The organism is Salinibacter grassmerensis (genome assembly GCF_947077765.1).
GTDB lineage: Bacteria > Bacteroidota > Rhodothermia > Rhodothermales > Salinibacteraceae > Salinibacter > Salinibacter grassmerensis.
Window position 1 is genome coordinate 521,663 of record NZ_CAMTTF010000002.1, and the last position, 26,475, is coordinate 548,137.

Here is a 26,475-nt window from a genome sequence, read left to right on the forward strand (position 1 = left end):
TACTCCGCCTCTCAACATTCTACCCACGGCGACTGCCACTGTAGTATTGCTAAAAAGGACCGCTAAAAGTTTTGCATTAGGTGGTGTCAGGGTCCGTGTACTGGTTCCTCCACCTCAGTTTGCTTGTTCTTACCCTCCGACGATATTCGGGCCGGTGCATGATCCAGGCAGGACGATGCTCAGACATTCCAGAAGAGTCACCCAGGAGTCCAGGTAGATTTTCCATGGACGGGCCGAAACGACGTAGCGACTGATGCCAAGCGCTGTGTCTGGTCTCGTCCCCTTGCTCCCTCCGGAGCCGGCGTGGGGGCATCAAGGGACGACCCTAGAAAGCCCTTAGCCTTCAGCGGGAAATTAATTCACGCTTTCGGTCTGTAACCATTGTTACGGCATGATTTGCAAATTGGGAATCTCTTGACATTCTGACTCAAGGGGCTCACATTGGGTAGCGTAATCCTGAGGTCACACGCTCTACGAGGAATCTTCGCCTGAAAACGGTGAGAACGTAGCAGGGGGAACTGTCCCAAACGACGTGGTGAGAAAAGTGATACCCCTGCTATTTCTGGTTGACCCTTGCGCACTCCGCTGTTCATCCATCCCCAAGCCGACTTATGTTTCGAAAGCTACTATCCGTGCTTGCAGGTGTGCTACTGCTCCTCCCGGCGACTGTGCTGGGCCAGGACACGGGCACGGTCGCAGGCACTGTCGTCGATAGCACTACCTCCGAAACCCTGCCGGGCGTCAACGTGACGGTTCAGGGCCTCACTGTTGGGGCTGCTACTGGTCCGAACGGGCAGTTTGAAATCTCCGGTGTGCCGGCCGGAGAGCAGGTCCTCCAGGCGTCCTTCGTCGGGTACACCCGAAAAAGCATCCCGGTAGAGGTTGAGGCCGGCGAAACGACGAATGTGAACGTCCGCCTGGCGCCCCAGGCGGTTGGCCTCGAGGACGTCGTAGTGACGGCCCTCGGCGTTGAGCGCGAGGAGCGCGCCGTGTCAACGTCTGTGCAACAGGTAGACGGGGCGGACCTTGACGCCACAGACAACGCCAACTTTGTTAACTCTCTGCGCGGAAAGGTGTCGGGGGCAAACATCCGGTCGTCCAGCACGATGGGAGGGTCCTCGAACATCGTGTTGCGCGGCTACAGCTCGATCAGTGGCGACAACCAGCCGCTGATCGTGATCGACGGCATTGTTGTCTCCAACCGGTCGCGTCAGAGCGGTGGGGGGACCGTTGAGGGAAACGGCGGGTTTGACTTCGGAAATGCCGCCTCGTCCCTAGATCCGAGCAACGTGAAATCCGTATCGGTGCTGAAGGGACCGTCCGCCTCCGCGCTGTACGGATCCCGGGGGGCAAACGGGGTGATTCAGATCACCACGAAGGACGGGTCCAATCTGGACGACGAGATTGGGGTCTCCTTCTCCTCCAGTGTCTCAATGAGCCAGCCGTACGAGTTCGTCGACTACCAAAACCAGTATGGTGGCGGCGCGCCCGGCTCTTCGTTCTCGACCCTGGATGGAGACTTCAAAAAGCCGGAGGGCGACCAGTACGTCGTGCAGTACGCCGTGGACGAGTCGTGGGGACCGCGCCTGGATGGGCGCCCAGTCCGGCAGTGGTACAGCTTTGACGACGTGAACGGGCTGGAGGGAGAAGCGACCCCTTGGGAAGCTCACCCGGATGCCGTGAAGGACTTTATGGATACCGGAGCGGTGTTTACCAACAACGTCTCCCTCTCGCAGCAGACCGAGTCGCTCAACTACCGGCTTGGGCTGACGAGCCGAAACCAGGGCAGTGTGATGCCGAACGGCTCGATGGACCGCTACCAGGTGAACTTCAACGGGTCGGTTGATCTGAGCGACGACGTTCGGGCGACGACCTTCGCGAAGTATAGCTACCAGGACGTGAAGGCGCGGTCCGGGATGGGATACGGATTTGAGGAAAATCCCTTCGCCGCGTTCAACACCTTCACGCAGCGACAGCTTGATTACGGTTCGGACAGTTACATGCGCGACTACCAGCGCCCGAACGGTCAACAGCGGGGCTGGAATTACGCAGGCGTGTCCGGGGCACAGGGATCCCAGACTTCGTTCCAGTACACCGATAACCCGTACGTGAATCGGTACGCGAACTTTCAAGAAGACGATGAGCAGCGTCTGCTTGGAAAGGCGGAAGTGGAGTATGACATCATCCCGGACCTGACCGGGACAGCGATGGTCACGACCGACTTCCGAACCCACCGGTTCCAGGATCGCCGCTCAGACATTTCCACTGGTGCCCCGGGCTCCTACAGTGAAGACGTGATTGAAGAGCAGGAAACGAGTTCCGAGCTCCGGTTCGATTATTCGCAGACCCTGACGGAGAATGTTGACTTAAACTCCTTCGTAGCCGGTCGAATCCGCTACGAGACGTACGAGGAAAATCTGGGGGCGACCCAGAATGGCCTCTCGTCTCCAGGGGTGTATACGCTTCAAAATTCCATCGGTCGGCCGGACGTGGAAGAGACCTTCGAGGAAAAGATGGTCTACAGTACCTACGGGCTCGTCAGTCTGGGCTACCAGGACATCGTGTTCCTGGAGGGCACGCTCCGGAATGACTGGTCCTCGACGCTCCCGGCCGACAACAACTCGTATCTCTATCCGTCGATCTCGGCGAACCTCATCTTCACCGGTCTGGATGCCCTCCAGGGACAAGACATCCTGTCGTTCGGGAAGGTGCGAGCGAGCTGGGCCCGCGTGGGACAGGACACCGATCCGTACCGCCTCGGGGTCACTTATCCGGGCAGTACCCCGTTCCAAGGGCAACCCCTGCAGAACGTCCAGCGGTCGGCCAACAACCCGACTCTGAAGCCCGAGCGAACGACGGGTATCGAGTTCGGAGCAGACCTACGCTTCTTCAACGAGCGGGTGAACCTCAGCACGACGTACTACCGCGACGTGACGAGAGATCAGATTCTCGCCGTCGACGTTTCGAGCGCCTCCGGCATCAACTCGTCCCTAATCAACGCTGGAGAGGTATCGAACCGAGGGTTGGAGGCCAGCCTGACGGTGACGCCGGTCCTCCGAGAAGACCTGCAGTGGGACGTGACGGCCAACTTCAATAAGAATGTGAACAAGGTCGTCGATCTGGCCGAAGGACTGGACACGTACAACTTGACGGCTGGTGGTGTGATCTTCGGTCCGACAATCCAGGCCCGGGAGGGCGAGGCGTACGGCGCGATGGTGCAGCCGTCCTTACGCCGCGACGCCAACGGAGATGTCGTCTTTCAGCGGAATGGCGTGCCCCGAACGACGTCCAGTCCACAGGTCGTGGGGAATTTCCAGCCGGACTGGACCGGTGGGTTCTCCACCACTGTGTCTTACAAAGGGCTGACGGTTAGCGCCCTTGTTGACGGTCAGCTGGGCGGAGACGTGTACTCCCTCTCCAACAAGTTTGGTACCTACAGTGGGCTCGTTCAGTCGACTGTCGCTGGCAACCAGCGTGAAACTGGCGTCATTCCTGAGGGCGTCGTGGTGCCGGAAGGGACCACCCCGAATGAGAATGGCAACTACGACATTGAGGGTACGGACTTCGGTGAAGCTGAGGGCCGCATTCCGGCGGCGAGCTACTGGAAAAACTGGTTCTCTGCCGGCGGCGGAGATCAGTTCATCTACGACGCGACGCACGCCAAGCTGCAGGAGCTGGCGATCACCTATAGCCTCCCGCAGCGCTGGTTCAACGACTTCGCGCTCCGGCGGGCCAGTGTCTCCCTCACAGGAAGTAACCTGATGTTCCTCTACAAGGAGGCGCCCAACATCGACCCCTCGGTGACGCTTGGGGCCGGGAATGTCCAGGGTGTCGAGTCGGCGCAAATTCCGCCCCAGCGTCGGTACACCTTCCGTGTAAACCTGAGTTTCTGACCATTGGGACGCGTGCTCTTCGCCCCCGGTGGCCGTGTCCGGGGGCGGAGAAGATTCTGGACTCGCAATCGTTTTCCAACAGTTGATCGATTCTCCGACATGAGACACCACGCTACGCTGACGCTTCTCCTGGCTGGAGGGCTATCACTTCTTCTGGCACTGGGGGGATGTGACAATCTCACGAGCTACAATGAGAACCCCAACGAGTCGACCTCGGCCAATCCAAATAACCTCCTCGCCAACGCCCAGCGAAACCTGGCGGGCGAGGTGTATGCCGGGACCAACATGATGCGTCGCTCCAACGTGTGGGCGCAGTACACTACCCAAAACTTTTATCCGTCGGAAAGCCGCTACTCCCCTGTAGACTACCCGTTTGGCGACTTCTACACCCGTCTGACGGACCTCGAAACCGCCAAGCAGATTGCGAAGGAGCGGCCGGGCACGGTCCAAAACCAGGGCAACTTCCAAGCGGTCGCCACGATCATGCAAGCGTGGGGGTTCCAGATCTTGACCGACGCCTACGGAGACATTCCGTTCGGAGAGGCTCTCCAGCAGCGTGAGAATCAGTCCCCCGCCTACACGGCTCAATCAGAGATCTACCCGGCACTCGTGGATAGCCTAAACACGGCGCTGGAGCAGATCAGCACGGGTGCGGCTGGGCCATCCGGAGACCTGATAAACGGGGGAAGTATGGCGATGTGGCAGAAGTTTGCAAACGGCCTAAAAATGCGGATCGCCCTGAGAGGCTACGAGCTTGAGGCAGACTGGGGGGAGCTTGGGGGGCCGGGCACCATTATTTCAAACGCTGTGGACCCGAACGTGAACGGGGAACCGCTCACCAGAAACGCCGACAACGTGTACTTCCAGTTTGGCACGAGTGCGGTCCACCGAAATGACTACTACGAGAACCGAGAGGTCGACTTTCGAGACGACTTTGACGGGTCGGCCCGGTTCATTGACTTTATGGAAACGAAGTATGGCGCGGCCGATCCGCGCCTGGATGCCTACTTCGAGCAGACGTCCAGCTCCGGGCGTCCCTGCGAAGATGGAAGTGGCGAGTACGAAGGATTTCCCTTCGCTCTCGAGCAAGGCGATGCGCAGGGACTGTATGGTGCGAATCCGACCTGTGGGTTCTCCCGGCCGGAGGCCTGGTTCCCGAACGGGCCTAGCGGAAACGGCGATGCGTTTGCCCCACTGATGTACTACGACGAAGTGCTCCTGACGAGAGCATGGGCCGCCAATGAGGGCCTCATCAGCGGCGACGCAAACAGCCTAATTGGAGAAGCAATCGAGGCGTCCGTCGACTTTTACGGAAATCAGACCGATGCCGACATCTCGGGCTCTAGCAGTTCGACACAGAGCTACATCTCTCAGGTGCAGAGCGACTTCGGGTCGGACCCCGAGCAGGTGATCGGGGAGCAGCGCTACATTTCCTTCTACATGCACAACATTCAGGGCTGGTCGACCTGGCGACGGTTTGACTTCGAGGGCGTGCTTGGCGCCCCCGAAGGCGGTGTGGCCGGTGGGTTCGACTCCTACGCCCCGCTGCGGGTGCCATACCCGGCCTCCGAGGCCAACCTGAATGGCGAGAACTACACCGATGCAGCCAACAAGTGTAGTGGAGACTTCCAGGGGTCGTCTGGCTCCGAGAGTGGTGCGCAGAACGAGGACGAAGACTGCCGGGTTGCCTGGGACGTAGACGGTCCCCCCTCGGGTAACGCATACAGTGCTGACTAATTGAGGCCCGTCAGCCATTCGTCCCTCCGGGATTGCCTCCGGGGGGACGCTTTTGAACGGTTCTGCTCTACCGCTTACATCACGAGACACTTCGAAATGGTTACGGTACTTATGAGACATCGATATCAAACACTTCTTCTTCTGTTTGCAGGTGCTGCACTGGCGCTTGCGGGCTGCGACCAGAGCTCGCAGAAGGCGAGCCCGGAGTACCCAAATCGATACATTATCACTCAGAACAACTCGGCCTCCGGGGACGCGGCCACTGGGTCACTCTCCGACGCAAACGCAGTGAACGTGCCCGACACGGTGGACTACTACATGCAGGGGTACACCGTCAATAAAGACTACACCTGGACCGTGAACGAGTCCTCGGACCTTCCCACCGCGGCAAGCTCCAATCAGACCTACGAGTGGCAGAGCCGTGGAGGAGAATTTATCACGGTGGTGTATGGACCAGGCGATCCCCTCGCGACCACGTCGGGCATGAGTGCAAGCACCAACTCGATTCAGGTAGACGCAAGCAACGATGACATTGACGCCGAGACGATTGAAGTGTCTGCGGCGGTGACCGACAGCATCAGCGGGCAGATCGGCCGCTTCGGGGCCTTCGCAACCCTCACGAGCCTGGCCTCGTCCTCCGGCATTGCGGACACGCTTAGTCAGGAAGGTCCGTCCTTCACGCTATTCGCGCCCTCCAGCGCTGCGTTTGCGGCCGATATCGAAGGAGACGACGAACTTGAGGCGGCGGGGGCCATCGGTGGCATGCCGACGCAGGCCGTGGACGACGATGAAGACGCCACTTCAAGCGTTCGCGCCGGCATTCTGAAGTACCACGCCATCCAAGGCGATAGCCTCACGGCGAGTGACCTGCCCGCAAACGATGTGGAGACCCTGCTCGGCAGTGAGACGGTCTCTGTGACCGCCGACATGGTCTCACAGGCCAACATCCCGGCGACAAACGGCGTGATTCACAAGCTCAACGAACCGCTTCTTCCGCCGACGGCCCTGGTGGACTTCACGGACCGTACGTTGCCGGACACGACCGTTGTACAGGACAGTACCGTCACGGTGGACGGATCCTACTTTCCTGACGGAGGCGGATACATCGTGCTGCATGAGGGGAGTGCCGGAGGGCCCGTCGTCGGGAACTCGGAGTACATCGAGGGCCCGGGGATTAGCAATGAGGTGGAGGTGCCCCTCACCGAAGACTACAGCGGGCGCAGCAGCGTCACCCTGGTTGCGATGCCGCACAAAGAGACCAATGGCAATGAGTCTTTCGACTTTCCTGGCAACGACACGCCCTACATGCTCGGTGGTAACCCCGTAACGGATGAGGCCGATATCACAGTGGAGTCCACCGATTAGCCGGTGTTCTGAAGGACAGCTACTTGCCGTATTTGAATGTGAGGAGCCGGTTGTCCTTGCTAGGGCAGTCGGCTTCTCCCATTTTGGGAAGGGCCGATGGAGTTGTGAGCTCTGCCCCCTGACGTATCTCCGGCCATTACACAAAATAGAAAGAGATCTTTTACTCTGTCCCAAAGACTCCTTATCAATAAGCAACTGAGGACCGTTGCCTCAGCGCTCCTAGGACGTCGTGAGATGTGCATTTTCGTACTGCGTCCGCAAGGGGAGAGGTAGTAGGAGTACACCTTAGGCAACCGTCTTGCACACTTGCACAACAGTTAAAAAGACACTGGTCACCATGAATGTACATGTAGGTACAGCATGGCTCTCTTTCCTCATCGTGTTCTTGATTGCCGGGTGTGGCACGTCCTCCCCGCCTGTCCAGGTCACTCAGGATGCAGCGTCCGGTCAAATGACCTACCAAACCCGTCAAATGCGGTTGTCCGGGATCGAGATGACGCAGGGACTTGAGGCGGGGAATCGGTTTTACATGCAGGTTGTGGGGACGTGCACCAGCCAAGACTGTGTGCCCCGATCCTACGACCTACACTTCGTCAAGGAGGGCATGCAGTCCGTTCAGATTGAGGGGCGGGGGGTGAGTTTAACCATTGGGACGGAAACTCTCTCCTGGAAAGACCCTCAGAACCGCTCGGTGAACCGGACCTCGACCATCCGGAGCGGGACGTTCGCTCGCGTCGAGGTAACGAGCGAGCAATTGTCCACCATCGGAGGCGTAGATGAAGTCAGCGGAACGGTTGGGGGGGAGGGGTTCTCCATCTCCCACGAGGCACGCGCCCCCATCCGCCAGTTGTTGAGGCGGTTGGAGGAAGGGACCAACGAGTCTCCTCAGGCGTCGTCTTCGCAAGGGAATTAGCGGATGCCCGCGCTGATGCCGGGGAGCGGGACACGCGAAATGGAGGGCAAAAATGCCTGCCCGCTGGCGGTCCGTCGGTACGTGCAGGACGACCGATGGGCCCTAGGGAAAGAGACTGCACGCCAGAGGCGGGCGCCCTTCCGCTCGGCCTGGACGCACTACACCTCCATAGAGTTGGACGTTGCGGATGCACACGTGCAAGCGCCCTCACCATCGACACTCGTTCTCCAAGCGCTGGGGGTTCTGGGGGTGGGGCCTTCTGATACTCGTGTATGTTGGCTTGGTGGGACCGGCGCCCGCCATGGCGCAGCCGGACGCGGAGGAGGCCGTCCTGCGTGGATTTGTGCGGAACGAGGCCGGGGGACGGCCCTTGGAAGGAGCAAATGTGGTTGTGCGTCGAATGTCGGGGGCGATTGAGGCGGCCGGGGCCGCCGCCGGTCGTGGCTTTTACCAGCTCTCGCGGATCCCCCCGGGCCGCTATCGCCTCCAGATTAGTTTTGTCGGCTACCGGGCCTACCGCGATACGCTTCGGCTTGCTCCGGGGGCCCGTCGGACGCTCTCGGTGGAGCTGGCGGCGGCGCCCCGCCAGATGGAAGAGGTGACGGTTGAAGGGGGACAAGGGGTTGAGGACGCCGAGGCAGGGCTCCGCAAGATCCAGCCCGCCGACGTGGAGAACATTCCCACTCCGGGCCCGGGAAGCGATCTTGCCTCCTACCTGCGCTCTCTCCCCGAGGTGGCGACGACCGGGGATCGGGGCGGGCGCCTGTACATTCGAGGCGGGACCCCGTCTCAGAATCTCGTCCTGGTGGACGGCACGCCGATCTACAAACCGTTTCACATCATTGGGTTCTACTCGGCCTTTCCGGGCCGGCTCGTGTCGAGCACCAACTTTCATGCGGGGGGGTTTGGGGCGGAGCACACCGGGCGCATATCGTCCGTCATGGACGTGCAGCTCCGTCCGGGAAACACGAAACAGTACCAGGGCAGTTTGGGCACCGGTCCGTTTTTGGCCTCGGCACACCTGGAGGGCCCCCTGCAACGCGGTCGAAAGTCCTTCCTGGTGCATGCCCGGCATTCCCTCATCGAGCAGGCGGGCCCCACCTTCCTGGGCCAGGACGCGCCCTATAAGTTCTACGACGTAACCGCGAAGGTACACACCCAGGGTGCCTCCAGCCAGTGCTCGTTTACCGGCGTGCGCACTTACGATCGGGGACGCATTGATCCCGACACGAACGCTTCCTTCCGCTGGGACAATACTTCCGTCGGGGGAGAGTGCCTCTTGTTTAGCGCCCAGTCGGCCCAGACGCTGCACCTGAGTTTTGGCACGACGCACTTCAACAATCGCGTGCGGTCGCCCGACGGCACGGTTCGGACTGCGGGGACATGGAAGGTCCGGACGAAATTTGACCTTACGCAACCGGCCCCCTGGGACGGTGAACTGCGGTGGGGCGGGAAGGTGCAGGTGGACGACTACGAGTTCGGATTGGACGAGCCGTTCTTGGGGTTCACCAGCGAGGACGAATTTCTGCTCAGTGCGTCCCTGTATGGGGACCTTGAATGGAAGGTAAACGAGTCGCTCATGGTCAACCCGAGTGTCGGGGCCCAGTCGCTTTTCGAATGGGGAAGCGTGTCCGTTGACCCCCGCGTGCAGGTGGCGTACCAACCGTGGACGGAGCGGTCGGCTACGCTCACCGCGGCCCTCGGCGTCTATCAGCAGATCCCGACCACCGTGACTGACGAGCGGGATGTGGGCTCCACGTTTCGCGCCTGGACCCCCAGCCCATTCGAGAATCGCCCCCTCCGGGCCGACCATGCCCTCCTCGGATGGGATCAACAGCTCCTGTCCGATGTCCGCCTCTCGGTCGAAGGGTGGTACCGGCGATTCCAAGATCTTCCCGTGCCGCGGTGGACGCCCCTCGTCCGATTCAACACCAACCTGGTCCGGGCGGACGGCACCGGGTACGGGGTGGATCTGTCCCTGCGATACGACCGGGACCCGCTCCGGATCGACGTTACATATGGGTATGGGCGGGTCGAGTACCGGGCCTCCCGAGACCAGCTCGGGGCATGGGTCGGCGACTCCGTGCTGGAATACTCGCCCCCGCACGACCGGCGGCACAAGGTGGGCATTGTCACGTCCCTGGATGCGGGCTGGGGCACGGCCTCCGTGCGGTGGCAGTACGGGTCCGGACGCCCGTTCACGCAGGTGTACGGATACGACACGTTGCTCGAAGTGAGGGGGCTTCGGGACACGCCGTCCGACGCCGTGGGGGTGCCCCGGGCCCTCTTCGACCGGCCGTACCGGGCACGCCTGCCAAGCTACCACCGGCTCGACGTGTCGCTAGGACGCTCATTTGACCTGGGCCCGGACTTGGGCCTGTCGGCCGAAGCAGGGGCCATGAACGCGTACAACCGGTCCAACGTGTTCTACATTGACCTCTTTACACTCGACCGAGTCGACCAGCTCCCCATTATTCCGTACCTGTCCCTCCAGGTCGACATCCGGTAAAGCAGGAGAGTGCCGGTGTCCCCCCAGTTGTTTTCCGACTGCCCGTCTCATTCGATGCGACAGCTCGTCCCTTCATTCCGGCTGTTTTGTGCACCCGGGGCCGCGGCCATCCTCGCGGCCATCCTAATACTGGGAGGGTGCGATCCCTCCGTGTCGGTTCTGAATCCCTCCGATCAGTATCGGTTCTCGCTGTTCGGCACTCTGAATGTGGCGGCCGACACGCAGGTGATTCGCGTAGACCCGCTGGGGGACACGAGCCGGGTGGGCAGCCAGAAAGCCCTCGCCGCAACCGTCCGCCTTGAGAATGTGGAGACCGGAACGCAGGTGACGCTCGCCGACTCCTTCGAGACCATCGGCGAAGGATCCGCCCGCTTTCACAACCTCAAGACGACCCATCCCATCCGGCCCGATACGCGGTACCGCGTGTCGGTACGTGTGGAGGGGACGCCCGTAACGACGGCGACCACGACGACGCCGGCCCGTCCGCCCACCCTCCGGCACGAGACCACTTCGACGGACGACAAGCCGTTTCTCCTCCCGTGCCTCACGAGAGATCGCGAACTCGTGGAGTCGGAGAATACGTTCACGCTTCGGGCCAGCGCTGTTGAGTCGCTTGCGGCCGTCCAGGTGATCTACCCGATTGAAGGAGCATTCAGCCAGGTGGACCACTACGACGACGCCGAGTATAGAGAAAACAATGACCTGTATCGGATCTCCGTGTATTACGGAGCAGACATCCGAGTCGGAACTCTTGGGGGAGAAAGCTGCACCGATCGGTCTCAGTTTGTCCGGCCGCATGCGCGGGTGGCCGTTGCCGCGGGCGGGCCGGACTGGCCGGATTGGCGGGGCGTGTCACTCAACGACATTGCCCGCCCGGACACCTTTACGAACGTGGAGGGGGGGCACGGCTTTGTGGGCGGGGTCTACTCGGATACGATTCGGATCCCGATCCGGCAGCGAGAGTAGCTGTTCGGTTGGGGGGCCGTCGGCCCGGTCTCAAAACGACGAGGGCGATACAGGAACGGCGAGGACGGTTCGTCTTTGCCCTCGGGGGGTACGGATCCATCCAGGGAACCCTCCGAATCCGGCCCCGCAAAATCCCCGTGGATTCACGAAATGGAGCGGGCGGGGGGCGCGTCGCCACAGACCATCCGCCGCGGCTCCCCGTTGGGCATCGCCTCGTTGTCTCGCGGAAACAGACGCGCCCCATGTCGTTCGTTCCGTCCCTCCCCAACCTGGGCCGCTTTTGGACGGCCGCCAACGTGTTGAGCCTGTTCCGGCTGGCGTTGGTGGTGCCCATTGCGGTCTTTTTGTGGCGGGACGGGCCCCTGGGCTGGCTGCTCGGGCTCGTCATCCTGGTGATCCTCACCGACTGGTTTGACGGGCGCATTGCGCGGTGGACCCACTCCGTATCGGACTGGGGGAAGGTGATTGATCCAGTGGCCGACAAAACTGCGGCCATCATGACCGTGACGGCCCTCACGTTTCGCCCGGCGGATCCCCACCTGCCGCTCTGGTTCTTCGGGCTCGTGGTGGGCCGGGACGTCGCCATCCTGCTCGGCGGGATGGCGATCGCGCGGCGCTCGGGGCAGATCGTGATGAGCGCCTGGGCGGGGAAAGCCGCCTCGCTCTGGCTGGCCCTGACAATCCTGAGCGTGATCCTGAGGGCCGATCCGCCGGTCTTCCGCGTCTGCCTCTGGATGGCAACCGGCCTGTTTGTGTTTTCCTTTCTCCTGTACGTCGTCCGCTACCTGCAGGCCACGCGGAACGCCGAGGGGGCGACGCCCGATTCTGTTCCCCAAGGCCCCTAACGGCCGCCGGACCGCAGTGCTTTTTTTGGACTTGTCTCATGCGCTATGGGCTTTCTCGACACGTTTACGAACTGGAACGACGACGATGAGCAGGAGAAGCTTGAGGAAGGGCTCGACAAGACCCGCGACAGCTTCTTCGGCAAGCTCGACCGCATGGTGCGGGGCAAGGACACGGTCGACGCCGAGGTCCTCGACGAGCTCGAAGAGGTCCTGATCACCAGCGACGTGGGCGTGGACACCACGCTCGACATTATCGACCACGTGGAGGCCCGCGTGGAGCAGGACCAGTACGTGTCGGCCCAGGAGCTGAACGGGCTGATCCGGGACGAAATCGCGAAGCTCATGCTGGAGGGCACGAAGGAGCGCCCGGCCGACTTCGACGCGCCGCTCCCCAATCAGCCCCACGTCATCATGGTGGTGGGCGTGAATGGGGTCGGCAAGACGACCACCATCGGCAAGATGGCCCACAAGTACCGCCAGGCGGGCAAGAGTGTGCTGATGGGGGCCGGCGACACCTTTCGGGCCGCCGCCATCGAGCAGCTTGAGATCTGGGCCGACCGGGCAGATGTGCCCCTCATCAAGCAGAAGCACGGGGCGGATCCGGCGGCGGTGGCCTACGATACCATCGAGGCCGCCGAGGCGCGAGACGCGGATGTGGCGATCGTCGACACGGCGGGACGCCTCCACACGAAGGGCGGACTCATGGATGAGCTCGCCAAGATGAAGCGGGTGATGGGGCGCAAGATTCCGGACGCGCCGCACGAGGTGCTGCTCGTGCTCGACGCATCGACTGGGCAAAATGCTCTTCGTCAGGCCGAGGAGTTCATCGACAGCGTGGACGTGACGGACCTGGCACTGACCAAGCTCGATGGCACGGCAAAGGGGGGCGTCGTGATTGGGGTCTCGCACCAGTTCCAGGTGCCGGTCAAATACATTGGGGTGGGCGAAGGCATCGACGACCTGCAGGTCTTCGACCGTAAGGGGTTCGTGGAGGGGCTGTTCAAGGGAGTCGAAAGTTAGAATGGTGGGGAACCAGACGCTCTTTCTCCCGTCGATCGGCCGACCCGTTTCCGCATCTCAGCGCACCAACGCCTCAACGCAAGCATGAACGTCGTTTTCATGGGCACGCCGGAGTTTGCGGTGCCCTCGCTCACTGCCCTCGTTGACGCCGGGTACTCTCCTGCGGCCGTTGCCACCGGGCCCGACCGGCCGCGGGGGCGTGGCCAGGAGGTGACCCCGACGCCGGTCAAAGAAGCGGCACAGGCGGGGGGCATCGACCGCATCCTCCAGCCGGAAGACGTGACGGACCCGGGGTTCGCCGAGGCCGTGGCGGAGTTAGAGCCGGATGTGATCGCGGTGGTGGCCTACAAGATTCTTCCGCCCGAGGTCTTTACGACTGCGGGCGAGGGGGCCTTCAACCTGCACGGGTCGCTTCTGCCCAGGTACCGCGGGGCCGCGCCCATTAACCACGCCGTCATGGCGGGGGAGAGCAAAACGGGCGTCACGACGTTCTTCTTGGAGCCGTCCGTCGACACCGGCGACATTATCCTACAGAAGGAGATGGCGGTCGGCCCCAACGAGACGGCCGGCGAGGTGCACGATCGGATGGCCGAGCTCGGGGCCGAGGCGGTGGTGGAGACGGTCCAGCAGATCGACAACGGCACCGTCGAGACGCGCCCCCAGGACGACGAGAAGGCGACTCCCGCCCCCAAGATCCACGACGAAGACGGCGAGATCTCGTGGGACGCGCCGGCCGCAGAGGTGCACAACCATATCCGCGGGCTGTCGCCCTATCCCGGGGCATGGACCCTGCACGACGACACGCGCCTGAAGCTGTACCGCACGCGGCGGGCGGAAGGCACGGGGACGCCCGGCGAGGTGCTCGACGCCGACGGGCGCCTGCTCGTGGCCTGCGGCTCCGGGGCCGTGGAGGTGGTCGTCCTGCAGCAGCCCGGGCGGAAGCGACTCGATGCTACCGACTTCCTGAACGGCTATTCCCTCTCCGAAGGCGACCGCCTCGGCGAGTAGGGACCGCTCGCCGTCCGTACGCTCTCTCCCGATCCATCCGCCCCATGTCCGAGCACAACCTCTCCGAGCTTGAGGACCGCATCGCCACCGAGAGCGCGTTCGTCGACGACTTGCTGGAGGAGATTGGCCGTGTGGTCGTGGGGCAGCGATACATGATCGAGCGCCTCCTCATCGGCCTCTTGGCCGATGGGCACGTCCTGCTGGAGGGCGTCCCGGGCCTCGCGAAGACCCTTACCGTGCGCACCCTCTCCGACGCCATCGGGACAGACTTTCAGCGCATCCAGTTTACGCCGGACCTGCTCCCCGCCGACCTCCTTGGCACGCAGATCTACAACCAGAAGACCGGCGCCTTCTCCATCAAGAAGGGGCCGATCTTTACCAACGTCATCCTGGCCGACGAGATCAACCGCTCGCCCGCCAAAGTGCAGAGTGCGCTTTTGGAAAGCATGCAGGAGCGGCAGGTCACCCTCGGCGAGAAGACGTTTCCGCTCGACGATCTCTTTCTGGTGCTGGCCACCCAGAATCCGATCGAGCAGGAGGGCACCTACCCCCTTCCCGAGGCGCAGGTGGACCGGTTCATGCTGAAGATCGACGTCACGTACCCGACGGGGGAGGAGGAGTTGGAAATTATGCGGCGCATGGCACGGACCGACGAGTCGTCCTCCGTGGACGCCGTCGCCAGCCCGCAGCAAATCCTTCGAGCCCGCGAGGTGATCAACGACCTCTACGTCGACGAACGGGTGGAGCAGTACATCGTCAACCTTGTTCTGGCTTCCCGCGACCCGGACGCGTACGGACTCGGGGAGCTGGAGCCCCTCCTGGAGTACGGCGCGTCGCCACGGGCCAGCATTAACCTGAACCTGGCCGCGCGGGCCCACGCGTTCCTGCGTCACCGGGCCTACGTGACGCCCGAGGACGTGCGGGCGGTGGCGCAAGACGTGATGCAGCACCGGCTCGTCATTACGTACGAGGCGGAGGCCGAGCAGGTGGAGGCTGCGGACCTCGTCGATCGCATCCTGAGCAGCGTGGAAGTGCCCTAGCGCGGCTCTCTTTCTCGACTGGCCTGTCTGTCCCGCTATGGACCGCCCCAAGACCTTTCAAAAGGAGTCGATCACAGTAGCCTTCATGGTCCGCCAGTTGCGCGAGACCGTGGGCGTAGAAGTGATGCCGGTGAACGATGAGGTGGACGCCGCCGAGCGGGCGGTGACCGAGAGCACGCTCCACCGCCCGGGCCTTGCCCTCGCGGGGTACGTCGACCTGTTCACCCACCAGCGCGTCCAGATTCTGGGCAACACCGAGACGCGGTACCTGCATCAGCTCGACGACGCCGATCGGCGGGACGCGCTTGGACACCTGACGCAATTTTCGGTGCCCTGCATCGTGCTGACCGACGACAACGAGATCGACGCCTCGCTCGTGGACATGGCGACGGACGCGAACATTCCGGTGTACCGCACCCCGCTGCCCACGGTGCAGTTCATGTCGTCGCTCCGCAACTTCCTGGCCGACCAGTTTGCGCTCCAGCGGGCCGTCCACGGCTCCCTCGTCGACGTCTACGGCATCGGGCTCCTCCTGATCGGCAAGCCCGGGATTGGAAAGAGCGAGGTGGCCCTGGACCTGGTCGAACGGGGGCACCGCCTCGTGGCGGACGACGTGGTCATCGCGACCCAGCGGGATGAGTCGATTTTGATGGGGGCGGGCACCGACCTGGTGCAGCACTTCATGGAAGTGCGGGGGCTCGGCCTCGTGGACATTCGCTCCATGTTCGGCATCCGGGCGATCCGCTTCCAGAAGCGCATCGAGATTGTCGTCAATATGGAGCTCTGGGATGAGGATAAGGAGTACACCCGGATTAACATGGTAAAAGATACCCATGAAGTTCTGGGAGTCGACCTGCCGATGGTACGGGTGCCCATCACGCCGGGCAAAAACATTACGGTGATCTGCGAGGTGATCGCCATGAATTACCTGCTTCGCCACTACGGGCACGACCCAGCGGAGGTCTTTACCGAGCGGCTCCGAACGCGCATTCAGCAAGATGGCCCACCCGCCCCCCGCCGGGGCATTGAGTACTTTGAGCAGGACTACGAGTAGACGTACAGGAGCGCCAGGAGCTCCTCTGGAAGAGAAATCGGCATGGCCATTGTGCCTACATTGCCCCCGGCGTCGTCGCGGGGAAAACCGATTCTTTTTTACAGTTCTGAGAACAGATCCCGACAAGAACGAAGCATTCAATGGGTCGAGTCAAGATACGATGGGCCCGCCGACTCCGGTTGACAGGCATACTTCATCCCACTATTTTTGCCGATGGCTATAGCGAAATGTACAGAAAACTCTCTTTGCTTTGAGCGCGCCCGCGCCTCAGCGGTGCGCACGGGCCGGACGTCTCCTTGCCGTCCTGGCACACGCTTCCCCACCGGACTCGAATAAGCGCCGTTGCCATGGACCGAGACCAAACGTACATTTACGATCCCGAGACCTGCTCCTTCAAGGAGGTCGAGGCGACCTGGACCGACTGGGCAGCCCGCGCGGGACAGATCGTGGGGCTCGCCGTCATCCTCACGGGTCTTCTCTTCTGGGGAATTGATCAGCAGTGGATTGCCTCGCCCAGTGAGAAGACACTTCGGGTCGAAAACACGGCTCTTGAACAGCAGCTCGATCAGGTGAACGGGCGAATGACGACCCTATCGTCCCGGCTCGACACGCTGGCGAAAAAGGACCGCACGCTGTACCGCCGGCTGTTCCAGATGAAGCCGATCTCCGAGGACGTGCGGCAGGTTGGGGTCGGGGGCGCCGACCCGTACCGACAGTTTGACGATCTGGGAGCGGACACCGAGGCACTCCTGAAAAAGACGGCCCAGCGGCTCGACAAGCTCGAGCGTCAGATGAGCCTGCAAAAGTCGAGCTACCAGGAGCTTTACGACGTGGCGAAGCAGCGTCAAGATCGGCTTCGTCAGCTCCCGGCCATCCGTCCGGCCAACGGGCGCATCGTCTCGAACTACGGAATGCGGGATCATCCCATCCTGAAGGTCCGGAAGATGCACGAAGGGATTGACTTCTTGCTGAGGCGGGGCACCCCTGTCATGGCGACGGCCCGGGGGGTCGTGCAGCGGGCCGAGCAGAATCCGGGCTACGGAAAGGTCATTGAAATCAAACACCCGGAGTCGGAGTACATGACCCGGTACGCGCACCTGTCCGAGATCCCGGACAAGATCTACCGCGGGGCCGAGGTCCAACGCGGGGACACCATCGGGTACAGTGGCAATACGGGGCTGTCGACCGGCCCGCACCTTCACTACGAAGTCCACCGGCTCGGTGGGTCGGCCCTGAACCCCATGCAGTTCTTGATGCCGGACATGAGTCCGGAAAGCTACCGTACGCTTGAGCGCCGAACTCAGGAGTACCGGGCGAGTGTGGACAGGAGCGCGTCCCCCGCGTCGGCACGCTGATCCCGATCTAGGGGATTGGCGCCGGACAGGGCGCTGTGCACGTGGGGGGAGACGCCTGCGTGCGTGCGATCGTCTTGATTCAGGCAAGGGGGCAAACGCATCCGGCACTGTCTGCAGACTGAAGCGTTGGCCCTGATCCACACGCAGGCACTTTCCTGGATCTGCCGACCGCCGCGCTCCATGGTGACGCATCCTTCATCGACTGCTCGGACCCCCGTCCGGCCGGGCGAGAGCGTCGCGAAAAGACTGCTGGTGGTGGGGACTGTGCTTCTGGTCGGCATGATCCAGACCACGCAAGCATCTCAGTCGGAAGGCGGGGCACGGGCGGCGGCCGACACCACCGCCCCAATCGTCCGCACGGTCGACATTCAAGGCAATCGCCAGTTCTCGGCGGGGACGCTGAAGGAAAACATTCGCACTCGGCCCAACCGACGCGTCCTGGGCATTCCGGGCCTCACATGGTGGCGCTGGGTCCACCAGTTGGGAAGTGCCGACTGGATGTGGGAGCGCCTGGGCACGGCCCTCCGGTCAGGGGGCGAGCCACCCGCCTACATCGACTCGACCACGGTGGGGGGCGACGCCGAGCGCCTGGAGCTGTTCTACCGCCAGCGCGGATTTCAGGACGCCGCGGTGTCGTACCGGGTCGAGCCCCGAGAGGAAGACAATCGGGTGCGGGTGGTCTTCGAAATCGAACCAGGATCGGCCACCTATCTTCGGCGGGTCCAGTACGCGGGGCTTGATTCGTTGCGGACCGGACAGAAGCAGCGCCTCGTCCAAGGGACGGTCTTTGAGGCCGGGTCCGTCTCGCTGAAAGATACACTGAGTGTGCGGGTGCAGGAGCAGCGCTACCGGGAGCCGATGCTCCTCGAAGAGCGCCGGCGCATCCTGACCTTTCTGCAAAACGAGGGATACGCCGCGGTAAGCCGCGACTCGGTCCGGGCGGTGGTGTATCGGGTGGCGCCCGACTCGTTTGATGTGACGCTCCGCGTACAAACGGGACCCCGGTATCGGTTTGGGGACGTGCGTTTCGAGGTGACGGGGCCGGAGGACGCGCCGCCCCGCTCCGACACGGTCGACCTGACCGCGGATACGACCGGAGGGGAAGCGCCCCGGGTTGTCTCCCGAATTGTGGACGAGCGCCACCTCGATCCCACCATTGTGCGTCGCAGTCTTCGGTTTACGCCGGGAGCGTACTACGACCAGTCGGCGGTCCAGGCTACGAAGCGCCGCCTCGACGGCACGGGCGTGTTTGCCTTCACCAATCTGTCTCCGCAGTACGACGACGCCGTACTGAACGACACGACGGGAACGCCCTATCTGCCCCTTCAGATTAACGCGCAGACCCGGCAGCGACATCGTCTACAGGCAGAGACCTTTGCGCTGCAGCGCGAGTCGGTGGGGGCGAGCGAGGCGGGGGTGCGGCTCAACGAATTTGGGGTGGGGCTGAGCGGCACGTACGAGAACGTGAACGCCTTTGGGGGCGGCGAGACGTTTCGGCTCCGCACGTCGGCCTCCGTGGCCACGGGCCTCGACTCCCTGCTCATCAGCTCGAATCAGTTTGAGGGCAGTGCCTCCCTCGTGCTCCCGTACCTCATTCGTCCGTTCCAGTCCCTCGACCGGGCGTTTGACCTGTCGAACGCCCGCACACGCATCTCACTCACGGGCCTGACGGCCCTGCGCAGTGACCTTGGGCTGCGGATCCGAAGCCGCCTGAACGCGCGCCTGCGTCTGGAGATGGACCACACGCCGACCCAGTCCTCGCTGGTCGACGTCATGGACCTGAGCCTGAGCAACCCGGACACCCTCGACCAGTTCAGCAAAAAGTTCCTCCGGCGCGTATTCGGGCGCGGGGGAGAAAACGTGCAGGATCCGGTGCAACGGCAGCAGATTCTGGAGGACTACACGCAGCCGCAGGTGAATACGGCCCTCCGGTACACGTTTCGGGACGCCACGGCGGGCCCGATGCGGCGGCGGAGCGGGCACATCTACGAGGTGTCCGGGGAGGTGGGGAATACGCTTCCCCTCCTGGTTGATCGGTTCGTGTCCACGCCCGGGAGCCTGGACTACTCGCTGCCCAGTCTCTTCGGGGGGGCTGGGGGGCTCACAGGGCGGCTCCTCTACCGCCCGTACCTCCGGACGTCGGTGGACCTGCGCCGGTACGTGCCCCTAGGGGCGGGCACGACGCTTGGGCTCAAGTTCTTCGGGGGATGGGCACATCCCACGGCGGGGCCGACGGTGGTGCCGTTCGACCGCCGCTTCTTCAGTGGAGGGGCGAACAGCGTGCGGGGGTGGCGCCTGCGGGAGCTGGGGCCGGGGGAGGGCCTCCCGGCAGACACGACGGCGGCGGTGCCGGAGAGCCCCTCGAACATTTTGGGCGGTGACGTGAAGCTTGAGTCGAGCATCGAGCTGCGAACGACGCTCCTGCAAAGCGTGCTGGCGGCCCGATGGATCGGGGCGACGTTTCTGGACGTGGGGAACGTGTGGTTCGGCCCGCGCAACCGTGGGTTTGGGCGTGTGGACGAGGACCGCGACGACACGAATGTCCGGCGCGATGGCCGAGACGGGCGATTTGATGGACCGGAGGCGCTGCTTGATGTTGGGGTCGGGAGCGGAGCGGGGCTGCGCCTGGAGTGGCCATACCTCATCGTCCGCCTTGATCTTGCCTATCGCCTGCACGACCCCTCGCCCCGAAACGACGATGTGTTCGGGGAGAACTTCAGTGGCCCGCTTCTTCACTTTGGCATCGGCCACTCCTTCTGAGCCCGATGCGTTTTGAGTACGATGCGCCGATATGCTTGAGAACGAGCGCCCTTGCCGATGGGGCGAACGGTCCCGCACTTCCGCCTGTTAGCCACGCTTCTCGCTCGACTCGCAGCTGGGTCATGTCCCTCTTTCGTCCGCTTTTTCGGGCCGTCACGCGACTGTACCGCCGAGTCTTCCGGCGCCGGCTGGATTCCCGCACCCGCGAAATTGCGGAGCGCTTGCGGAACGTGCCGGCCTTCAACCACCTCTCGTCGAGTGCCCTGTACGCCATGGCCGACGTGACACACCGGCGTAGGTATCGCCGCGGGGAGTCGCTGTACTACGAAGGCGATCCCGGGCTCGGGCTGTATGTCGTGGAGTCGGGGCGGGTGCGCCTCGTGACGGACCGGGTGCCGGAGGCGCCCCACGAGCTCCGGGCGATCGAAACGGGCGGGATGATCGGGGGGCTGTCCCTGCTCGGTGACTTCCGGCGGCTCGAAACAGCCGAGACCACCACGGAGACGCAGGTACTGGGCTTCTTTCGGCCCGACCTCAAGAACGTCATGCGCCGCAATCCGAAGGCCGGAATGGAAATCACAATGGCACTGGCCCGGCACCTAGCGGCCCAGCACGTAGGGCTCATCCGACGGTATGAAGAGCAGGCGGACGCCCGGACGGCGCTCCGGGCCTACGCCGAGGCGGCCGAGTCGGTCGGGGACGAGGTGCTGGCCGACGTGTGATGCGACATATACTGCTGTCTTGGCCGCAATGGCCTTCGTGGCCAGCCGCGATCCGCTGTGGGCGGGCGGTCTGTAATGATCGTGTCGTCCATATCCCAAGCCGTTCCGACGGCGACGCTCCGGGGGACATGCGGGGATCAGCCGTTCTGTCCTCTGCGTTGATGTCCACAAGCATTGTTTGTCCAAACTCCTGTCTCCGAGATGGGCCCACTTGCCCGCCTCAACCACTTTTTCTGGCGATATAAGTACCTGTTCGTGCCGGGGCTCCTCTTCACAATGATCTCGGCCGGCTTTCAGATCACGGTGCCGATGGTGGTGCGACAGGTCGTAGACAGCATCCCCCGGTTCGTGCGGCTGTACACGCTGTACGGCGACACGCCGGCGCAGGCGGAGCTCTACGCCTACTTCTTTGTCGCCCTGGTGCTGTTCGCGCTCGTGATTATTGCCCTGTCTGGGACGAGCGGCCTCTTCATGTTTCTGATGCGGCAGACCGTCGTGGTCGCGTCTCGCCACATCGAGTACGATCTGCGCAACGACCTCTACGACCACCTGCAGCGGCTGTCTTCCACGTTTTATCAGGAGTACTCGACCGGGGACGTCATCACGCGGGCCACCGACGACATCGAAAAGGTGCGGCGCTACATCGGCCCGGCCATCATGTACGTGACGCGCTCCCTCGTGATGGTGCTGGTGGCGGCGTCGGTCATGTTCGTCATCTCACCCACCCTGACGCTCTACGCACTCACGCCGCTGCCGGTGCTGGCGGTGGCGGTGTTTTTCATGGCCCGCATGGTGCACCACCGCAGCGATCGGCTGCAGCAGCAGTACTCGACGCTGACCAGTCGTGTGCAGGAGGCGCTATCGGGGATTCGGGTGCTGAAGGCCTACACGCGGGAGGCTGCGGAGGCGGAGGCCTTCGACGACGAAAGCCAGGAGTACCGGGCGCGCAACCTGAACCTGGCGCTCGTGGAGTCGGCGTGGCGGCCCTCCTTTCTGCTGCTCGTGGGCGTGTCGACGGTGATCGTGGTGTGGATGGGCGGGCAGCTCGTGGCGGAGGGGACCATCACCATCGGGAATATCGCCGAGTACATCATTTACATCAACATGATGACGTGGCCGGTGGCCTCGCTGGGCTTCGTGATTACGATGATCCAGCGGGCCTCCGCGTCGGTCATGCGGCTGCAGAAGATCATGGACCGGGAGCCGGACATCGACGATGGGCCGCAGACCAATCCGGCGATTCAGAGCCTGGAGGGACGCATTACGTTCCGCGACGTGTGGTACAAGTACGAGGACGAAGACGAGCCGGCCCTGCGGGGGGTAAGCTTCGACCTCCCGGCCGACCAAACCCTCGCCATTGTCGGGCGCACGGGGTCCGGCAAAAGCACCCTCGTCCGCATGATCCCGCGCCTTCTGGAGCCGGACGCCGGCACCGTTGCCGTCGACGGGTACGAGATCGACACCATCCCGCTGCGGACGCTGCGCGAGCACATGGGGTACGTGCCGCAGGATGTGTTTCTGTTTAGCGACACGGTCGGCAACAACATCGCGTTCGGCGACCTCGACGCCGGGCATGAAGAGATCCGGGCGGCGGCCGCGGAGGCGGACCTCGTAGAGAACGTGGAGAACTTTGCGGACGGCTTTGACACGTACGTGGGCGAGCGGGGCATCACACTGTCGGGGGGGCAGAAGCAGCGGACCTCGATCGCCCGAGCCCTCATCCGCGACCCCCGAGTGCTGATCTTCGACGACGCGCTCTCGGCCGTCGACACGGCGACGGAGCGCAACATCCTTCGGTCGTTGCGGGAGCGCCAGGGCAACCACACGCTCGTCATTGTGAGTCACCGTCTCAGCACCGTGCAGGAGGCCGATCTCATTCTCGTGATGGAGCAGGGAAAAGTGGTGCAGCGCGGGACTCACGAGGCGCTCGTGGGCGAGGAGGGCCTCTACGCGGACCTCTATGAGAAGCAGTTGCTGGAGGAGGAAATCGAGGCGCTGTGATGCAGCAGCGCGCTCTGAGACCGCAGGGCCCTGTTGTACAGAACGCCCAGGACTCTCAGTGAGAGCGGGGTGCGGAGGGCTCCACCCCTGTGCAAGGAAAGTTGCAGACTGCTCCTTTCCGTGCGTGTCCCGATCCATTTTCCGCGTCCTGCCCTCCCACGCGGCCCCTACGCAGCGAGCGTGGACGTGCAACGAAACATCCATCCTTTCGTCGCAAGTCATGACGACCAATGTAATCCCCCTCGGAACGGCCTCCGCGGTGCCGACGGATGAGCGTCACCTCTCGGCGCTAGCGGTTGAGCGGAAGGGGCAGGTGTTGCTCTTCGACTGCGGGGAGGGGACGCAGTACCGCCTGCGAGAGGCTGGGCTCAGCTGGGCACGCGTCGAGGCCATCTTTGTGACACACCTGCACGGGGATCACTGCTACGGGCTGCCGGGCCTGCTCTCCACGATGGAACTGCAGCAGCGGACCGATCCGGTGACGCTCGTCCTCCCCCCCGGTGGGCCGGCCATGCTGCGGGCCGTGCCCGGCGCCACGCCGGAGCGCCTGTCGTTTCCGGTACACATGGTCGAGGTGGATGCGGCGCTGGACCAGGGCGCAGTGTACGAGACCGACGAGGTTGCCGTGAAGGCCCGGCGGCTGGACCACCGTGAAGAGCGAACGACGGGCTTCCGTGTGGAGGAGCGAACGCGGCCCGGTCGGTTTGACCCCGAGGAGGCCCGAGCACTGGGCGTGCCGGAGGGGCCGGCGTTCGGGCAGCTGCAGAACGGGAGCCCGGTGACAACCCCGGACGGAACGACGGTGCGTCCGGAGCAGGTGCTGGGCCCGCCGCGCCCGGGTGTCGTGGTGGCCTACGTGACCGACACGCGGCCCTGCGCCGGCGGGCGTGCCCTCGCTCAGGAGGCCGATCTGCTCTACCACGACGCCACCTTTGCGGACGACCACGCAGAGCGGGCCGACCAGACCGGGCACTCGACGGCCCGGCAGGCGGCGACGGTTGCCCGTGAGGCCGGGGCCAACCGGCTGCTTCTGGGACACCTCAGTGCCCGCTACCCGGATCCCGCACCGCTGGAGCAGGAGGCGCGCTCGGTATTCTCCGCGGCCGAGGCGGCTGAGGAGCTGCGCCGCTACGAGTTGGACCCCCGCGAGAAAGAGCCCGGCCCGGCGGGCTCGGCGAGCGAATCGTAACACACCGGCGACCAATGCCACATTGTCGTTCTGGAGGACGCAACACTGCGTGTGTCCTCCAAGTTGCTTGATTGTTGTTTTGTCGATTCCCTTCACCCATCCGCTCCATCTCACTTGGCTGACGACGCGTCCGACGACCAATTTGAACCGGAAGACACTGTCGATGAGGTGAACACCTTCGACGGGCGCCTCATCCGTCGCCTGGGGCAGTACCTGACCCCCTACGCCGGGTACATCGTCCTGGCGCTGTTCATTACACTCGGGGCGTCCTTCCTCGGCCCACTGCGCCCGTGGCTCGTGCAGAAGGGCATCGACAACTACATCGTGGTGGGGGACCTGGAGGGCCTGCAGTACATCATCCTGTACCTGATGCTTGCGCTAGTGGGGGAGGGCATCCTCTCCTTCGGCGAGAACTACCTCACGCAATGGATCGGGCAGCAGGCCATCTACGACCTGCGCACGACGCTCTTCCGGCACGTCGAGGGGCAGTCCCTCTCGTACTTCGACCGGACGCCCGTCGGGCGCGTCATCACCCGGACCACCAGCGACGTGGAGGCCCTCAGCGATGCCCTCTCGTCGGGGCTCGTGTCGGTATTGGGGGACCTGTTCAAGCTCGTCTTCATCGCCTACTTCATGTTCACCCTCAACTGGATGCTGGCGGTGGTCACGCTGCTGGTGATGCCGCTGATGGTGTGGGTGACGTTCTGGTTTCGGCGCAATGTGCGGGATCAGTACCGCGAGACGCGCAAGCAGATGGCCCGGATCAACTCCTTCATCCAGGAGCACGTGACGGGCATGCACATCGTCCAGCTCTTCAACCGGGAGGCGGAAGAGGAAGACCGGTTTGAGGGAATCAACGATAAGCATCGGGCGGCGCACCTCCACACCATCTTCTACTACGCCATCTTCTGGCCGTCCATCGAGTTCATCTCGAACCTGGCACTGGCGGGGGTGCTTTGGTTTGGCGGCTTTCGGGCCCTGGGCGGGTCGGCCCTCACGCTCGGCGTGCTCGTGGCGTTCATCCAGTACGCGCGCCAGTTTTTCCGGCCCATTCGCGACCTGTCCAACCAGTACGACACCCTGCAGAAGGCGATGGCGGGGGCCGAGCGCGTCTTCAGTCTGCTCGACACCGACGAGAGCATCGAGGCGTCCCGTGCGCCGGTTGAGCTCGACGCGGTCGAGGGGACGATCGAGTTCGAGAACGTGTGGTTCGCCTACGAGGAGGACGACGAGGGCACTCCCGACTGGGTGCTCGAGGACGTGTCGTTCCGGGTAGAGCCCGGCGAAATGGCGGCACTGGTGGGGGCCACCGGCGCGGGCAAGTCCACAGTGATGAACCTGCTGCTGCGCTTCTACGAGATCCAGCGTGGCCAAATCCGGGTGGACGGACACGACATTCGTGACCTGCGGCTCCGCGACCTGCGCGAGCACATCGGCCTCATCCCTCAAGATGTGTTTCTGTTCAGCGGGTCGGTGCGGCGCAACCTGACACTCGATGACCCGAGCATCGACGAGGAGATGATGCGACGCGCCGCCAAGACGGTGCAGGCCGATCAGCTCATCGAGCGGCTGCCAGACGGGTACGACCAGGACGTGAAGGAGCGTGGCTCTTCGCTCTCGCGCGGCCAGCGACAGCTGCTGGCGTTCGTGCGGGCGCTCCTGTACGACCCAGATGTGATGGTGCTCGACGAGGCCACCTCCAGCGTCGATACGGAGACGGAGGCCCTCATCCAACAGGCCCTGGAGCGGGTGACGGAGGGACGCACCACGCTCGCCATCGCGCACCGCCTCTCCACCATTCAGGACGCGGACAAGATCCTGGTGATGCACAAGGGCGAACTCCGCGAGCGGGGCACCCACCAGGAGCTGTTGGCGATGGATGGCCTTTACCGAAAGCTGTACGATCTGCAATATGCCGATCAGGTGGCGCCACGAGGGGACGGAGCGCGGACGGATCAGCGTGTACAGACGTAGGGCGGGAGGACGATTGGGGAACACGGGACGGTTTGCGAAATGCTCACATCTGGCCACGTAACAGTCCTGCTCTTGAGTCCATCCCATCGGACAGGGCACGGCTGCTTGCAGTCGGCGTCGGTTT

General features: G+C 63.3%; 17 protein-coding genes. All 17 read left to right on the forward strand.

The annotated features are described in order from the left end of the window. Positions 1-611: 611 nt before the first annotated feature. The 17 genes from OJB03_RS06350 to OJB03_RS06430 all read left to right on the forward strand — a co-directional run bounded on the left by OJB03_RS06350 (position 612) and on the right by OJB03_RS06430 (position 26,351). Positions 612-3,893, forward strand: coding sequence for a SusC/RagA family TonB-linked outer membrane protein (locus OJB03_RS06350; protein WP_263786059.1), 3,282 nt, complete (start codon positions 612-614; stop codon positions 3,891-3,893). Positions 3,894-3,992: 99 nt separating this feature from the next. Further along, positions 3,993-5,630: a SusD/RagB family nutrient-binding outer membrane lipoprotein gene (locus tag OJB03_RS06355; RefSeq protein ID WP_263786060.1), complete on the forward strand. Its 1,638-nt coding sequence runs from the start codon at positions 3,993-3,995 to the stop codon at positions 5,628-5,630. A 111-nt stretch (positions 5,631-5,741) separates the two neighbouring features. Beyond that, complete coding sequence (locus OJB03_RS06360) at positions 5,742-6,995, forward strand: fasciclin domain-containing protein (protein WP_263786061.1); 1,254 nt, start codon at positions 5,742-5,744, stop codon at positions 6,993-6,995. Between the two features lie 451 nt (positions 6,996-7,446). Then, on the forward strand, positions 7,447-7,908 hold the full coding sequence (locus OJB03_RS06365) for a hypothetical protein (RefSeq protein ID WP_263786062.1): 462 nt from the start codon (positions 7,447-7,449) through the stop codon (positions 7,906-7,908). A 301-nt stretch (positions 7,909-8,209) separates the two neighbouring features. Further along, positions 8,210-10,417: a TonB-dependent receptor gene (locus tag OJB03_RS06370; RefSeq protein ID WP_263786063.1), complete on the forward strand. Its 2,208-nt coding sequence runs from the start codon at positions 8,210-8,212 to the stop codon at positions 10,415-10,417. 54 nt (positions 10,418-10,471) lie between these two features. Then, positions 10,472-11,383, forward strand: a complete 912-nt coding sequence (locus OJB03_RS06375) for a hypothetical protein (RefSeq protein ID WP_263786064.1) — start codon at positions 10,472-10,474, stop codon at positions 11,381-11,383. Positions 11,384-11,625: 242 nt separating this feature from the next. After that, positions 11,626-12,228: a CDP-alcohol phosphatidyltransferase family protein gene (locus OJB03_RS06380; protein WP_263786065.1), complete on the forward strand. Its 603-nt coding sequence runs from the start codon at positions 11,626-11,628 to the stop codon at positions 12,226-12,228. A 45-nt stretch (positions 12,229-12,273) separates the two neighbouring features. Then, entirely contained in the window at positions 12,274-13,248 is a 975-nt protein-coding gene (gene ftsY, locus OJB03_RS06385) for a signal recognition particle-docking protein FtsY (protein WP_263786066.1), read from the forward strand. Between the two features lie 84 nt (positions 13,249-13,332). Beyond that, positions 13,333-14,256, forward strand: a complete 924-nt coding sequence (gene fmt / locus OJB03_RS06390; protein ID WP_263786067.1) for a methionyl-tRNA formyltransferase — start codon at positions 13,333-13,335, stop codon at positions 14,254-14,256. A gap of 44 nt (positions 14,257-14,300) precedes the next feature. Continuing rightward, on the forward strand, positions 14,301-15,296 hold the full coding sequence (locus OJB03_RS06395; RefSeq protein ID WP_263786068.1) for an AAA family ATPase: 996 nt from the start codon (positions 14,301-14,303) through the stop codon (positions 15,294-15,296). 37 nt (positions 15,297-15,333) lie between these two features. Beyond that, positions 15,334-16,350, forward strand: coding sequence for an HPr(Ser) kinase/phosphatase (gene hprK, locus OJB03_RS06400; protein WP_263786069.1), 1,017 nt, complete (start codon positions 15,334-15,336; stop codon positions 16,348-16,350). A 347-nt stretch (positions 16,351-16,697) separates the two neighbouring features. After that, positions 16,698-17,705, forward strand: a complete 1,008-nt coding sequence (locus OJB03_RS06405; RefSeq protein WP_263786070.1) for a M23 family metallopeptidase — start codon at positions 16,698-16,700, stop codon at positions 17,703-17,705. Between the two features lie 180 nt (positions 17,706-17,885). After that, positions 17,886-20,465, forward strand: a complete 2,580-nt coding sequence (locus tag OJB03_RS06410; RefSeq protein WP_263786071.1) for a BamA/TamA family outer membrane protein — start codon at positions 17,886-17,888, stop codon at positions 20,463-20,465. A 122-nt stretch (positions 20,466-20,587) separates the two neighbouring features. Next, positions 20,588-21,187 carry a Crp/Fnr family transcriptional regulator gene (locus tag OJB03_RS06415; protein WP_263786072.1) on the forward strand — a complete coding sequence of 200 codons (600 nt, stop codon included), beginning with the start codon at positions 20,588-20,590 and terminating at the stop codon, positions 21,185-21,187. Positions 21,188-21,388: 201 nt separating this feature from the next. Beyond that, a complete protein-coding gene (locus OJB03_RS06420; protein WP_263786073.1) occupies positions 21,389-23,188 on the forward strand; it encodes an ABC transporter ATP-binding protein in 1,800 nt (599 codons plus the stop codon). Between the two features lie 220 nt (positions 23,189-23,408). Further along, a complete protein-coding gene (gene rnz, locus OJB03_RS06425; RefSeq protein ID WP_263786074.1) occupies positions 23,409-24,377 on the forward strand; it encodes a ribonuclease Z in 969 nt (322 codons plus the stop codon). A gap of 114 nt (positions 24,378-24,491) precedes the next feature. Then, positions 24,492-26,351: an ABC transporter ATP-binding protein gene (locus OJB03_RS06430; protein WP_263786075.1), complete on the forward strand. Its 1,860-nt coding sequence runs from the start codon at positions 24,492-24,494 to the stop codon at positions 26,349-26,351. Positions 26,352-26,475 lie beyond the last annotated feature (124 nt).